Origin of the sequence: Streptomyces sp. NPDC058664 (genome assembly GCF_042716635.1) — a bacterium.
Taxonomy (GTDB): Bacteria; Actinomycetota; Actinomycetes; order Streptomycetales; family Streptomycetaceae; genus Streptomyces.
On record NZ_JBHXRW010000077.1, the window covers coordinates 1 to 14,440 of the forward strand.

A 14,440-nucleotide genomic window follows, 5' to 3' on the forward strand; every position below is an offset into this window, starting at 1 on the left:
TGGCGGCACAGCTCCTGGCCCTGGACGACCGGCTCAAGCGGATCGACAAGCAGATCCGCGAGACGTTCCGAAGCCATCCGCAGGCCGAGATCATCGAGTCGCTGCCCGGAATGGGCCCGATACTCGGAGCCGAGTTCATCGTCGCGGCGGGTGACTTGACTGCGTATGTCGACGCCGGCCATCTGGCCTCGGCGGCTGGGCTGGTGCCTGTCCCACGCGACTCCGGCCGCCGGACCGGAAACCTGCACCGTCCCAAGCGTTACAGCCGCCGCCTGCGACGGGTGTTCTACATGTCCGCGCAGACAAGCATCATCCGCGATGGCCCGAACCGGAACTTCTACCTCAAGAAGCGCAGCGAGGGTTGCAAGCATGTCCAGGCCGTCATCGCCTTGGCCCGGCGCCGGGCCAGCGTGCTGTGGGCTCTCCTGCGCGACGACAGGCTGTTCACCCCCTTCCCACCCGTCGCGCAGGAGTCTTGACTTCGTCATTGAGACTCCTGGTGAGCGGTGGATCTTGGTCGTGACACCGTCTACCAGGAGCTTCGTCGTTCAGCGCAGCCGGGATGCCTCAACCCGACCAGCCCGCCGACAGGTTGGAAAAGGCTCCATGAACCTGCGCTGTGGCCGATGACTGTCGAGGCGATCGGGTCACTCCCATCTGCGGAAACATGGGTGCCAGCATGTATGGACGGCACCAAGGTGATCATCAAGAATCCTGCTTGCACACCGACGCGACGACGGTGGCTTCGGAACACGGGGAGGGGGAGGTCGGCTGTGTCGCTGTTCTGGCGCATCTTCATGATGAACGCCTTCCTCCTGGTGGTGGCCACTCTTCTCCTGCTCAGTCCATGGGTCACGGTGTCCTCGCCCGTCCGTCTCAAGGAAGCCGTCGTTGTGGTCATCGGGGTCCTGATGATGCTCCTGGCCAACGGGCTCGTGTTCCGCTACGCGCTGGCCCCGTTGAAGCGTCTGTCACGGGCGATGGCGGAGGCCGATCTTCTCGCGCCGGGCGCCCGTACCGAGGCCGGGGGCCCCGTTGAGATCGCACAGCTTGTGGGCACGTTCAACGCGATGCTCGACCGGCTGGAGAGCGAGCGCGTCACCAGCAGCGCACGGGTTGCCGCCGCGCAGGAGGCCGAGCGGCGGCACCTTGCCCGGGAGTTGCATGATGAGGTCGGACAGACGCTGACAGCCGTCCTGCTCCAGTTGAAGTGGCTGGTGGACCAGGTACCGGGGGAGTTTCGCGACGATCTTCGTGGCGCGCAGGAAACGACCCGGGAGAGCCTTGACGAGCTGAGGCGTATCGCCCGTCGGCTGCGGCCTGGAGTCCTGGAGGACCTGGGACTGACGAGTGCTCTCCGGGCCCTTGCGGCCGACTTCACCGGGGCAGGGGTGACTGTCGTACACCACCTTGACCATGGGCTACCGGTTCTGGCTCCGGAAGCCGAGTTGGCGATCTACCGGGTGGCGCAGGAAGCCCTCTCCAACGCGGCGCGTCATGCGCACGCGGATCGCGTCGATCTGGAGTTGCGACACAGGACCGGTCAGGAGGTGGAGCTGGTGATCAGGGACAACGGGAGCGGCTGCCACGGAGCCCCGGAAGGGTCAGGCATTCATGGCATGCGGGAACGGGCCTTGCTGATCGGGGCGCGTTTTTCCATCACTTGCCGTGGTGGTGTCTCGGTACGTTTGCGGGTTCCAGCGCTGGGAGAGGCCGAGTGATGTCTGAGCTACCGAGCCGCATCCTGCTGGCCGACGATCATGCTCTGGTGCGCCGTGGCGTGCGGCTGATCCTGGACTCCGAGCCCGACCTCACGGTCGTCGCCGAGGTCGGTGACGGGGCGGAGGCCATCGCCGTGGCTCATCGGCTCCCTATTGATCTCGCCATCCTGGACATTGCGATGCCCCGCATGACAGGTCTGCAGGCCGCGCGCGAGTTGTCGCGGTCCCGGCCGGACCTTCGCATCCTGATGCTGACCATGTACGACAACGACCAGTACTTCTTCGAGGCACTGAGAGTCGGTGCCAGCGGATATGTGCTGAAGTCCGTCGCGGACCGGGACCTCGTGGACGCCTGCCGTGCCGCGATGCGGGATCAGCCGTTCCTCTACCCAGGGGTGGAGAGCACCCTGATCCGCAGGTACCTGGATCATGCGGAGAGGGGCAAGGCGATTCCGGAGAAGGCGATCACCAATCGTGAGGAGGAGATCCTCAAGCTCGTCGCTGAGGGCCACAGCTCCAAGGAGATCGGTGACCTGCTGGTCATCAGCGCCAAGACCGTGGAACGCCACAGGGCGAATCTTCTGCAGAAGCTTGGCCTGCAGGACCGCGTGGAGCTCACCCGCTATGCCATCAGGACCGGCCTGATCGAACCGTAGTCCGAGCACCTCCCCACACCCCGAACCCTGCATCGCGCGCCGAGCGGGCATTCCGTCGTGCCCGAAGAACGGCCAAGTGCTGTTAACGGTCGCCCCATGAACCCCCCCGGGCCTTCAGGTCTGGGTTCAGGAGCTGGGCCTGTCGGCTCCGGTTCCTCAGCACCACCCATATGTAAGGGAGAAACGTGAGAAGCCCTGAACCGGGATCCATACCTGGATTCCGCGAACGGCCCAGAGTGGACCAGCGGCCAGGCATACGCGTGGCTGCAGCGGGAATCGCCCTGCTGATGTCGGTCTCGACGGTCTACGGCGCGGAAGCAGCCGTCGCCGCGCCCCTCGAATGGGAAGCCTCTCAGCCGCAGAAGGCGCCTTCCGCGACAGCGGCCGCCGACATCCCGTCCGCACGCGTGGCCGCCCGGCTGTCCGGACACAGGGTCGAGGCGCTGTCCGAGCGCACAGAGACCTCAACGACCTGGGCCAACAAGGACGGCTCGCTCATCACCGAGCTGTCGGCCGGTCCCATCCGGTTCCGTGACACTGTGACCGGCCAGTGGCGCGACGTCGATGTCGACCTCGTCGCGTCGCCGGACGGTTCGGTCGCCTCGAAGGCACACCCTTCCGGTCTGAAGCTCACCGGCAAGACCGGATCCAAGGCGGCTTCGCTCAAGGCGGCACAGGCCGCCCCGGCCGTCGACCTCGTGACCCTGGGCACCGGGGACGAGGCGATCACCCTGCAGTGGCGCGGCGGTCTTCCGGCCCCGACCCTGGACGGCACCCGTGCCACCTACGAGAACGCCCTTCCCGGTGCCGACGTGGTGGTGGAAGCCACCCGAACCGGTTTCGAGCAGTTTGTCGAGCTCAAGCAGAGGCCCACGACCGATGGCTTCTCCTACACTCTGCCGCTCAGGACCAAGGGCCTGAAGGTTGAGCAGCAGGCCGACGGCAGCGTGCTGTTCACCGACAAGAAGTCGAAGAAGACCGCGGTCATGCCGGCCCCCGTGATGTGGGACGCCACCGTCGACCCCGTCTCCGGCGAACACACGCGCCAGGTCAGGGTCGCCATGAAGGTCGTCAAGGCCAAGGGCGGCGTCGACCTCGTCATGACCCCGGACGCCGCCTTCCTCGCCGATCCTGCGACGAAGTATCCGGTCACGGTGGACCCCTCGACCTCCGCGCTGTCGAACGTCTTCGACACTTACGTCCAGCAGGGCACCACGGTCGACTGGTCCACGGACGTCGAGCTGGACCTGGGCAATCCCGGTACGAAGAACGCCGATGGCACGTACCGGACCGCCCGGTCGTTCATCTCCTGGAACACCGCTCCGATCGCCGACGCGCTGGTGACGGACGCGAAGCTCAGCTTGTGGAACTTCCATTCCGGCAACTACACCGGTTCGTCGTGCCCGACCCAGCCGTGGGAGGTCTGGTCCACCGGCGCGGCGACGACCTCGTCGCGCTGGACGGCGCAGCCCGCGTGGACCGCGAAGAAGGCCACGTCCTCGGAGACGCGGGGCAACGCCTCGTGTGCCACGCAACCGGACGGCTGGATCAACGCCAACGTCACGACGATGGTGCAGGAGTGGGCGTCGGCCAAGGCAGCCAAGTCGAACATGGGCCTGCGCGCCACCGACGAAGCCGTCACCGGGCAGTGGAAGCGGGTCAACTCCGCCAACGCTGCTTCCAACCCGCCGAAGCTGGTCGTCACCTACAACTACCGTCCGCGCACGGGCACGAAGCAGGAGGCAGGTGCGCCGTTCTTCTCCTACGGCGGCGCTTACGTAGTCAACACCGTCACCCCGACCTTGCGGGACACCTTCGTCGATCCCAACGGCGACAAGGTCAACGGCACCTTCCAGATCTTCGACTCCGCCACCAACTCGCAGGTCGGCGACGTCATCGTCTCCCCGTGGGTGAACTCCGGGCAGGTCGCTTCCGTGACCGTCCCGGCCGGTGTGCTGACCAACGGCAAGACGTACAAGTTCCGCACGTCGCCGTACGACGGTACGCACTACAACCTCGGCTGGTCGGAGTGGAAGACCTTCACGGTCGACACGACCGCGCCCTCCGCCCCGACCGGCATCACGTCGACGGACTACCCGTCTGCTGCCTGGGTGAAGGGCGCGGGGCAGGCCGGCACCTTCACCGTCACCCCCAGGGGCACCGACCACAACTGGCTCGAGTGGTCCCTGGACGGTCTGACGTGGACCAAGGTCGCCACCGGCGGCTCCACCGCCGCCAAGGCAATCAGCGCCACCCCGCCCAAGGACGGCACCCACACCCTCCAGGTCCGGCAGGTCGACAAGGCGGACAACAAGTCCGAGGCCCTGGAGTACAGCTTCCACGCCGGTCCGGGCGGCTTCGTCCAGCCGAGCGAGGGTGAGAGCACCGCACGCCGTCTGCCGCTGCTCGCCGAGGCCGAGGCCGGAAAGTACGACTCCGTCTCGTTCTCCTGGCGCCGCTCCGACGCCGACGCATGGACGCGGATCCCGGTGGCGGATGTCCTCAAGGACGGCCAAGCGCTCTCCTCGTGGCCCGTGCCGTTGGTGAACGGCAAGAACGCGGCCCTGACCTGGAACGCCACCAGCACCGTCGACCCCGACGGCAGCGTCCAGCTCAAGGCCGACTTCACCGGGCCGAACGGGGCCACCGGCAGCACGCAGCCGCTTCCCGTCGTCGTCGACCGCAACGCAGACGGCGCCGCCGGCTCCCAGGTGGGCCCTGGCTCCGTGAACCTGATCAACGGCGACTACTCCCTCGGGGCCTCCGACGCCGAGGTGCTGGGGCTGTCGGTGACCCGTACGGCCTCCTCGCGCGTGCCGGACAAGGGCAGCAAGCAGACGGGCCAGGCTCCGATCTTCGGCAAGGAGTGGGTCTCCGGCACGGTCGCTCCGGAGGTGGACTCCGGCTACTCGCACGTCGAGAAGACCTCCAACACCTCGCTCAATCTCGTCTCGGCCGACGGCGCGTCCGTCTACTTCACGGCCAACCAGGCGCAGAACGGCTGGATCCCTGAGTCCGGCTTCGAAGAGCTCACCCTGACCGGCGGCTTCTCGTCCTCCTTCACCCTGAAGGAAGACGACGGCTCGGTCACGACCTTCAAGAAGGCCGCAGCCGACGCCCCGACCTGGCAGCTGTCCAGCTCGGTCAAGTCCGGCATCGACGGCGGTGAAAGCCTGATCGTCTCCGAGGCCGTCACCATCGACGGCAAGCGGGTCAGCCGGCCCAAGCGCATCATCGGCGCCACCAGCGCAGCCACCGCCGCGACCTGCGAAGCCACCCCCTCGACGCGCGGCTGCAAGGTCCTCGACTTCGTCTACGCGACCACGACCACCGCCGCCGCCGGCACCCTCGGCGACATCGCGGGACAGGTCTCCGAACTCAAGGTCTGGGCTTCTGACCCCGGCGCCGCCAACGCCACCGCGCGCAGTGTCGCCCACTACGCCTACGACGAGCAGGGCCGCCTGCGGCAGGCGTGGGACCCGCGGATCAGCCCCGCGTTGAAGACCGCTTACACCTACGACTCAGCCGGGCGAGTGACCACCCTGACACCGCCGGGACAGCTGCCGTGGACGTTCAACTACGGCAAGGTCGCCGCGGTGACCGGCGCCTCGGACGGCATGCTGCTGTCCGTGCAGCGCCCCACCCTCGCCGCCGGCACGAAGGATCAGGTCTCCGGCACGGCGACCTCCACGGTCGTCTACAACGTTCCGCTCACCGGGACGACGGCCCCGACCGCCATGGGACCGGCCGACGTCGCCAAGTGGGGCCAGAACGAGGCCCCGGCGGACGCGACCGCGGTCTTCCCCGCTGACAAGGTGCCGTCGTCGTCCGACGGAGCACAGCTGACGAAGGTCGACTACGCCCGGGCCATGGTGCTCTACATGAACGCCTCCGGACGCCAGGTCAACCAGCGCAACCCCGGCGACCACATCACCACCACCCAGTACGACCGGTACGGCAACACGGTGATGGAGCTCTCGGCTGCCAACCGCGCCCTCGCTCTCGGCCTGACCGCCAAGGACAAGGCCAAGCTCGCCGAACTCGGACTGGGTTCCGACGCGGCCGGATCCGCGGCGCGGGCCCGCCTGCTGGCCAACGAGACCACCTTCGCCGCCGACGGCTCCCGCTCGACCGACTCGCGCGGTCCGCTGCGAATGCTGACCCTGGAGAAGGACCTCAAGGCCGCTGACGGCACTGTCCTGCTCGCAGCGGGCACCGCAGCTCCCGGCCGCACCTGGACGACCACCTCATACGACGCCGACCGTCCCACCGACGGCTCGGCGACCGTGGTGAACCAGCCCACCAAGGAGACCGTCGGCGCCGAGCTGGCGACCAACCCCGGCCAGATGGCCGACGGGCGTGTCACCACCACCGAATACGACTGGGCTAAGGGCCTGGCCACGAAGAACGTGCAGGACCCCGACGGTCTGGCAATCACCCGGATCACCGAGTTCGACGCCAAGGGCCGGGCAGTCAAGTCCCTCATGCCCAAGTCGAACGGCACCGACCCGGGCACCCAGCTGACGACCTACTGGTCCGCCACGGGCACCGGAACCTGCCAGGGCCGTCCCGAGTGGGCCGACCAGGTCTGCGAGGTCCGCTACGCAGGCGCCGCCACCGGCACCAACGGTGCGCTGCCGGTGATCTACAACGAGTACAACGCCTACGGTCAGCCGGCGAAGGTCGTGGAGAGCGCCAACGGCGCCACCCGCACCCTGATCACCACCTATGACGCGGCCGGTCGCCAGTCGTCCGTCACCACCAGCGGTACCGCCGGCACGGCCATTCCGGACCAGACCTTCACCTACGACGCGGAGGCAGGACACCTCACCAAGACCGCCTCGACGACCGCAGGCAGCATCACCCGCACCTTCGACGTCCTCGGACGTCAGATGAGCTACACGGACGCCGACGCCAACACCACCTCGGTGCAGTACGACCAGCTCAACCGGCCGGTCAAGAAAACCGACAGCGTTCCCTCCACCGTCACCTACACCTACGACACGACGGCCGAACCGCGCGGACTTCTCGTCTCGCTCGCCGACTCCGTCGCGGGAACCTTCCGCACGTCGTACGACGCGGACGGCAACGTGGCCACCGAGCAGCTGCCCGGCGGTTACACGATGACCCAGTCCACCGACCCGGCCGGCAAGCCGACGGAACGCGCCTACACCCGCGACTCCGACGGCGCCCTGCTGCTCAGCGACGCCGCCACGGTCACGGCCCACGACCAGTGGTCCACCCGTGCCGGAGGTGCAGGTCAGAACACCAACCGCGCCTACCGCTACGACGCGGCCGGCCGTCTGACCACGGTGGAGGACACCGCGGACAGTGTGTGCACCCGCCGCTCGTACGGCTGGGACAAGCACTCCAACCGCACCTCCCTCACCACCGCCGCCGGCGCCCCCGGCCTGGACTGCCCGACGACCGGCGGTACGACCGTCACCAGCACCTACGACACGGCCGACCGGCGGACCGACAGCGGCTACGCCTACGACACGTTCGGCCGGGCCACCACGGTTCCCGGTGAAGGCACGTTCGGCTACTACCTCAACGACCTCGTGAGGCAGCAGCAGCTGGGCAACCAGCGGCAGACCTGGGCGCTCGACGCCACCCGCCGAATCCGCTCCTGGACCGTCGAGTCGAACGCCACGGGCAGCTGGGTCACCACCGCGACCAAGGTCAACCACTACAGCAGCGACAGCGACAAGCCGACCTGGATCCTCGAGGACGCGACCACCGGCGCCATCACGCGCAACGTGGAGTCCGCCGGACGCGGTCTCGGCGCCATCACCAGCAAGACCGGTGACGTCGTCCTGCAGTTCGTCGACCTTCACAACGACGTCGCCCTCGCGCTGCCGCTCGACACCTCCAAGGCTCCCACCGCCCTGACCACGGACGAGTTCGGCAAGCGCACCGGCACCGCTGAGGCCCGATACGGCTTCTTCGGCGGCGAGCAGCGGTCCGCCGACACCCTCGGCAACCTCGTCCTGATGGGTGTGCGCCTGTACGACCCGGCCTCCGGCCGCTTCCTGCAGACCGACCCGGTGGCCGGCGGCAGCTGCAGCAACTACGACTACGTCTGCGCGGACCCGGTCAACGCCGAGGACATCTCCGGGTGCCTGCCCTGCAAGATCCCGTGGTACGCGTGGACCGGCTGGCGAAGCGACATCAAGATCACCTGGTCCGGCAAGTGGTCCTACACCAGCTGGCGCACCAAGAAGTACTCCTGGATGTGGGACGCGCTCGCTGACTGGACGCCCCTGGCGATCGTGGGCTGGAAGGAGCGGTGGCGCTGGCGCACCCAGCGTGGTGTCCGCTGCACCCTCCTGTCATGGCGCAGCGAGAAGGTCCTCGCCGAATGGGTGTCGGTCTACACGACGCAGTACCAGGACCGGATCACCTACCGGAAGACGTACACCAACTTCCGGTTCTCCGAGACGTCGTCCTGGTGGACCACCTACCGGCGAACTTACGTCTACTCGTCGAAGATCTACTGGGGATACTGATCACCGGCCGGGCACGCCTGACGCGTGAGCCCCGGCACCGGGAGTGATCAGTCCCATCCAGACTGCCCGGGCCGCACCACAGCGGCCCGGGCAGTCCCGGACTCCCTTGACACTTCCCGTAACGAACGAGCAAGGAGGAACCAGCATGTCCCAGCCTCGCGTAGGCGTCGTGGTGATGGTGGTCGGTGCCGTCCTGACGGTGGCCGGAGCGGCCATGTACGTCCTTCCCGGCCCCGGTCTTCCCGTCCTGCTTTTGGGCCTCGTCGGTATCGCGGCAGGAGCGGTCGTGTGGTTTGCCGGCCGCAAGTCCACGAGCTGAACTCTCGCCGTCGGTGAGGACGGCCAGCCCTGCCCTCGTCCACGCAGCGCGGACCTGCCCCTGCCCGAACCCTTACGCGAGGGCCGGGTCAGGCCGCTCCGGATCACCGGCCTGCTGCCCCGGCCGCTGCCCCCACTGCAGGCGCTGGTGGAGGAACTGCTGAGCGCGGCCGTCGTGGCAGAGCGGGAGCAGGGTCTGACCCCGGCCCGGATCCAGGAGTTCACCGGGAGCCGGACCTGGAACGAGGCCGTACTGCGCTGGGCGCGCGACGGCCGGTGCAACCGCAGCGGCATGCCCGGCCCGGCGCTGGCCAAGAGCCTCGACGCATGGGCCGCGGACAAGACCCCCGGCACGCCCCGCCTGGTCACCGACGGGCTCGACGCGACCCGCTTCCCCGGATCGGCGCAGTACGAGGCGCATCAGCGCACCCGCGCCGAGCACCTTCACACGGCCCTGGCCAAGGTCATCCAGGAGCGCGCCCAGGCGTGGGACGACCTCAACGCGCTGGCCGACGACGACGCTGACGCCGGCGTCGACCATCCCGTCAACGTCAGGGTCGTCGCCGTATGTAGGAACCTGGCCGAGATCTACCGGGACCTCGCCCTCGCCGAATCCGCCTTTTCCCACGAGTACGAGGCGGAGGCCAGCACTTTCACCCGCGCGGCGGACCGCTTCGCCGAGTACGGGCCGCCCGGCTACCCGGCAGAGCAGAACCGCAGATAACGATCGTCCTACGCGTGGACTGTCCGCCGGGTCAAAGCCGCACGGAACCCGACCCGTCCAGGTGATCCGGGCGACGCCCCCGACTCCGCCACCCCCCGGGAGCGTTCTGGGGGGCATGGAACCGATTGACCCGATCCACCTCGACGAGCCCGGCCTGATCGTCCTGGGCATCACCGCCACCGACGAAGCGATCCTCCAGGCGGCCGTCGAGGAACTCGGCCGGCACTGGGCGACCTCGGGGCCCCGCGGGTGCGGCGTGTCCCGGGGGAGCCGGGTGTGACCGCACGGCTCTACGCCGACCTGCGGCCCTGACCCGGAAGCCACACCCCCGAGGCCGGCTGCGCCGGCTCCTGGCAGGCCCGGGCCGGGCTGTCCGGGCTGTTCGGTCGGATGACTGGGTGTGGGTCGTGAGATCGGGGGCATGCGGGGATCGAGCGCATGGGACCGCTCTGGATATGCAGGGCCTGCCGGACTTCCCCCTTCCGGCGGGCTCTTGGGTGGATGAACGGCCCGTACCGGGTGACGGTGCGGGCCGTTCGGCGTGTGGGCCCGTGGTGCCGGGGTGAAAGAGGACCGTGTGGCGGGCGGCGCCGGATCGTGGAACGGGTGACCCCGCCCTGGTCCAGCGCGGCCGCCGCCGCGAAGCGGGCCTGGACGACGAGATCGTGAACGCGGCGATCGACACGTACTGCCTGGACATCAGCGAGCCGAAGACCGTACGCGGCCTGCTCCCGGACTACCGCCTCTACAGCGCCCGCTGGCCCCACCCCGACCCGTCCCGCGCCCGCTGGCGCTAACCGGAGCCGGGCCCCGACGCCGACCACCGGCTCCCCGGCTGGCCTCACCACCCCCGGCCGGGGCGCGGGTGCCGGGGAGGCTGAGGCGGTGACTACCGCACTGTGTCGTCCCCTCGGCCCCGGCCGCACCGATCTGCCCGTGCCGGCCGCCCGTGATCCGCGGGCGATGTCCGCTGCCGGACGCGCGGCTGCCGGCGAGGGGACCGCCGAGCCCGACACCGGGCTCCTGGAGCCCCGCCCCGCTCGGCAGCGCCGTCTCGGTCTCGGCCCGGCCGGGTGCTCCGGACCGCCGACGCCGACACGTTTCTCAGGCCGCCCGCGTCGTAAAGGACATGAGACGACCGGGGCGCGACCGGGTCCGGAACTCCCTGGTGCTCGACTCCTGATGGATGATCACATGGTCCTCACACCGCTTCGGCGGCACGAACCGACGACAACGAAAGCGAGTTCACCCATGGCAGTGGGACGAAGAGTGTTCCTCGGCGCCTTCACCGCGGGCGCGGTCACCGTCGCCGCAGGCTCGGAGGCCGCGGCCGCCGACAACGAGTACACCCTGTACACCTCGCCGGCCCAGTTCTACGGGGCGTCGACGACGGCGCACACCGTCACCATCAACCACAAGGCTCCTTCCGGGGACACCGCGGCGCTGAACGTCACATCCGACAACCCCGCCACCTCGGCCATGTATCTGACCGGCGTGGAGACCTCGCGCGGCACGCTGAAGATCTCGCACAAGGGATATGCCGACGGCTCGGACCCTGGGGCCTCCGGTCTCTCGATCGACCTCAGGACCGCCGGGACGGCCGCGCAGGGCATCTTCGTGACCGCGACCGACGGTCCGACCAAGGGTGCCCTGATCGTCCTGCGGAACAACCCGGGGGTGGAGGACTTCGTCGTCAAGGGCACGGGCCGGACCGGCATGGGCATAGCCCGGGGCGCCACGCCCCAGTCCCAGCTCCACGTGGTCGCGGCGGCCGACGCCCCGTCCGCCATCTTCGCCGAGGGCGCGGTGCGGCTCGCGAACGTCCCCGCCGCACCGACCAACGCGCCCGCCGCAGCCGGCGGCGGCTCCCTCTTCTCCCAGGACGGCAAGCTGTTCTGGAAGGGCGGCAATGGCACCGTGACCGAAGTCGCGCCGGCGTAAGAGGAGAGGACTAGGGTGCAACTGACCCCCGAAGAGCTGATCTCCGAGTTCCATGACGCCGTCATGGAGCTGTACTTCGCCCGCAAGCGCATTGCGCACCTGGAGGCGGACAATGCCGAGTTGAGGGCACAGCTGGAAGCGGCGGAGACGAAGTCCGGCACGGACCCAGCTGCCTGAGCGGGACTGGTTTGCGAGCCGTACGCAGCTGAGGAGGGCCCCCGCCGTACGACGGGGCCCTCCTCAGCTGCGTACGGCTGTTACGCCGGAACCGACGCCGCGCGCGGAGCCAGGAACGCTCCGGACACGCCCACACCGTCTAGAAGGGGCGTGACCAGCAGACGGGTGTGGTGGCGCGCCCGGACGAGCCGTCCTTCGAGATGGGCCAAGGCGCTGTCCTCGTACGACAGGATGCCGAGGTCCGGATAGTACTCCGGCGGGTGTCCCGCGCGGCGGGCGTCGTCGGCAAGCTCACCGAATGCAGGGTGCCAGCGGCCGGGGTGGAGGCGGTGAAGCTGTAGCGGCCGAGCAGGTTCAGGTTGCGGTGCTTGAGCGGAGACAGGCGGGCAACGTCCTCGTCGCGGATCTCGTGGCCCTCGACGCGGAGCTGATCGACGGCGAGCCGTATGATCCGCGGAGATCACTTCAGCGACCGAAGTTCTGGCGCAGGCAGGATCAGCTCTGCTGGTGCAGGGCTTCGATGTAGGCGTTGAGCGCTGGTGAGGTTTGGGACTGTTGGCGGATCACGGCGTAGAGCCGTCGGTCAGGCTGGTACCGACGATGTCGCGAATGGCCAGGCGCGGGCCTGCGGCTGGCAGGGTCAGGTCGGGCAGCAGGGTCACTGCGCCTGCGCTGCGGACGAGTTCGAGCTGGACGTCGGCATCGTTGGATCGGTGTCGGAGGTCGGGGTCGAATCCTCCGTGCGCCCGGCAGGTCCCGATGATCATTGCGTGGTGTCCGGTACCGCTGCTTGAGGAGGCCCATACCTCGTGGCGCAGCGAGGAAAGGGCAACGGGCCCGGGGTGGGCGGCGAGTGGATGCCCTGCCGGCAGAACCAGGCGTGTCCCTTCGCGAAGGAGCAGGTGATGGTCCACGCCGTCGGGGCGTGGGCGGGGATGGCCTTCGTACTCGTCGCTGATGACAAGGTCGACGATTCCCAGGCGCATTTCGGGCAGGGCCACTTCGAGTTCGAGTTTGGTGATCTCGACCTCGACGAGCGGGTGCGAACGTGCCACTTCCACCAGCGCGGGGACGAGTAGCCGGCGGACTGCCGATTGAAGGCCCACGGCTCGGATCCTGCCGCGGACTTCCTGGGTCAGGTTCGCCAGTTCGGTTTCGGCGGTTTCGGCGACGTTCAGCAGGACGGCGGCGTGACGGGCGAGCACTTTTCCGGCGTCGGTGAGCCGGACTCCTCGTCCGGCCGGCTCGACCAGGCGGGTACCGGCTTCCCGCTCCAGTGAGCCTTTTCCAACCTGGCATCCGCACTGGTCAGCGCACTGTCGTTGATCGGCTACCCGAGTCCAGCACGGTCTCCTGGCCAGGTCTTCACCAGTTGACTGGCGCCTCCGGGGAGCTGCCGCGGGGTCCTCCGACTGGCAGGTGCTTCAGGTGGGAAAGCTCACTGCTCCGCTCCGCCCGGACCGCCGGCACGGGCTGGGCCCGTGGGAACCGGCGGACGGCCCTGCCCGGCAGCGTGAGCGGCTCCGCGAGAGCCGGGAGAGGGCGGAACGCCACCGGGCGGAGGAGCGCCGCGAGAACCCGCCGCGCGGATCGTCGACCCGGGCGAGCGGGAGGGCCTCCGGCAACCGGCACAACGGGGGCGGCTGCGACACCGGTTGCGGGTCGAGCCGTGGTGGGGACTGAGCCTCGGCGGCAGTCAACAGCCCGCCACCACAACCCAGTTGACTGTGGACAGGCGTCGACGGTGGGTTCCACACGGCTCAGTGCGCCCTGCCGGAGTCACCCGGTTCCGGGTCGATCTGCTCGTTGCCGCCGCCGAGGTCGAGACCTCCGACGCCGTCCTCCGGAATCGCGACTGTGTCGCGATGACGCGCGGCCGCGGGCGGAAGACCGTGGCCGTGGCGCTTGTCCTCTGGGCGCGGTGTGCGGCCTTCGTGCAGCGTGGCGACCGCTCCGAGACCCGCCGCCTGCCCCTCTCGCGGAGGTCAGCCTTCGACGCGGATCAGGTAGGGACTCATGTCGTCATCGGCGTCGCCGGCCCGAAAGCCCGCTGATTCGAGAATCGCGAGCAACGTCGCGTGCATGTGCTCGGTCACAAAGCTGAAATGCCGGAATGCCGACGACTGGATGTCACCCCTCTGCGCGCTCTCCGCCGCAGCGTTGCTGAGGGACGGATCGATCAGCCACTGCGCGAAGACTCCTCCCCTGGAGTCGTCTGCCGGGTCGACCCAGACCATCGCGCCCAATGCCGCGGACGCCTGGTTCTCGTCCCGGTGCACGGTGAACCCGGCCATCGCCAGCGCTTCGGCCACCTTGCCGGCCAGATCGTTCCGTTCGGCGATCTCCGCCTCGCTCGCCTTCTTGATTTCGAACATCGCTACCTGCTGTCATTTC

The 14,440-nt window shown here is 68.8% G+C and carries 12 protein-coding genes and 1 pseudogene; 10 read left to right on the forward strand and 3 right to left on the reverse strand.

Going from position 1 to position 14,440, the window contains the following annotated elements; translation table 11 throughout:
- The 10 genes from ACFWUY_RS36555 to ACFWUY_RS36600 form a co-directional block, all read left to right on the forward strand.
- Positions 1 to 479: transposase (locus ACFWUY_RS36555; RefSeq protein ID WP_384120254.1), on the forward strand; the 479-nt coding region annotated here is incomplete at its 5' end.
- A gap of 294 nt (positions 480 to 773) precedes the next feature.
- Complete coding sequence (locus ACFWUY_RS36560) at positions 774 to 1,721, forward strand: histidine kinase (protein ID WP_384120257.1); 948 nt, start codon at positions 774 to 776, stop codon at positions 1,719 to 1,721.
- On the forward strand, positions 1,721 to 2,377 hold the full coding sequence (locus ACFWUY_RS36565) for a response regulator (protein WP_384120260.1): 657 nt from the start codon (positions 1,721 to 1,723) through the stop codon (positions 2,375 to 2,377). Before ACFWUY_RS36560 ends, ACFWUY_RS36565 begins: the two co-directional genes overlap by 1 nt.
- A gap of 287 nt (positions 2,378 to 2,664) precedes the next feature.
- Positions 2,665 to 8,886 (forward strand): RHS repeat-associated core domain-containing protein, encoded by a 6,222-nt coding sequence (locus tag ACFWUY_RS36570; protein WP_384120338.1) that lies wholly within the window; start codon positions 2,665 to 2,667, stop codon positions 8,884 to 8,886.
- A gap of 145 nt (positions 8,887 to 9,031) precedes the next feature.
- Positions 9,032 to 9,205, forward strand: a complete 174-nt coding sequence (locus ACFWUY_RS36575) for a hypothetical protein (protein WP_384120263.1) — start codon at positions 9,032 to 9,034, stop codon at positions 9,203 to 9,205.
- Positions 9,206 to 9,352: 147 nt separating this feature from the next.
- On the forward strand, positions 9,353 to 9,928 hold the full coding sequence (locus tag ACFWUY_RS36580; protein ID WP_384120266.1) for a hypothetical protein: 576 nt from the start codon (positions 9,353 to 9,355) through the stop codon (positions 9,926 to 9,928).
- Between the two features lie 115 nt (positions 9,929 to 10,043).
- On the forward strand, positions 10,044 to 10,208 hold the full coding sequence (locus ACFWUY_RS36585; protein ID WP_384120269.1) for a DUF6207 family protein: 165 nt from the start codon (positions 10,044 to 10,046) through the stop codon (positions 10,206 to 10,208).
- A 295-nt stretch (positions 10,209 to 10,503) separates the two neighbouring features.
- Positions 10,504 to 10,725, forward strand: a complete 222-nt coding sequence (locus ACFWUY_RS36590) for a hypothetical protein (RefSeq protein WP_384120272.1) — start codon at positions 10,504 to 10,506, stop codon at positions 10,723 to 10,725.
- Positions 10,726 to 11,179: 454 nt separating this feature from the next.
- Entirely contained in the window at positions 11,180 to 11,869 is a 690-nt protein-coding gene (locus ACFWUY_RS36595) for a hyaluronoglucosaminidase (RefSeq protein WP_384120274.1), read from the forward strand.
- A 15-nt stretch (positions 11,870 to 11,884) separates the two neighbouring features.
- Positions 11,885 to 12,046 carry a hypothetical protein gene (locus ACFWUY_RS36600; RefSeq protein ID WP_384120277.1) on the forward strand — a complete coding sequence of 54 codons (162 nt, stop codon included), beginning with the start codon at positions 11,885 to 11,887 and terminating at the stop codon, positions 12,044 to 12,046.
- A 328-nt stretch (positions 12,047 to 12,374) separates the two neighbouring features.
- Here ACFWUY_RS36600 and ACFWUY_RS36605 read toward each other — a convergent pair.
- From ACFWUY_RS36605 to ACFWUY_RS36615, 3 genes and pseudogenes are all read right to left on the reverse strand, one after another.
- Positions 12,375 to 12,485 (reverse strand): annotated as a pseudogene (locus ACFWUY_RS36605) (Tn3 family transposase); the annotation flags it as partial.
- A 124-nt stretch (positions 12,486 to 12,609) separates the two neighbouring features.
- Positions 12,610 to 13,251 carry a LysR substrate-binding domain-containing protein gene (locus tag ACFWUY_RS36610; RefSeq protein WP_384120280.1) on the reverse strand — a complete coding sequence of 214 codons (642 nt, stop codon included), beginning with the start codon at positions 13,249 to 13,251 and terminating at the stop codon, positions 12,610 to 12,612.
- Positions 13,252 to 14,031: 780 nt separating this feature from the next.
- Positions 14,032 to 14,421, reverse strand: coding sequence for a hypothetical protein (locus ACFWUY_RS36615; protein ID WP_384120283.1), 390 nt, complete (start codon positions 14,419 to 14,421; stop codon positions 14,032 to 14,034).
- Between the last annotated feature and the right edge of the window lie 19 nt (positions 14,422 to 14,440).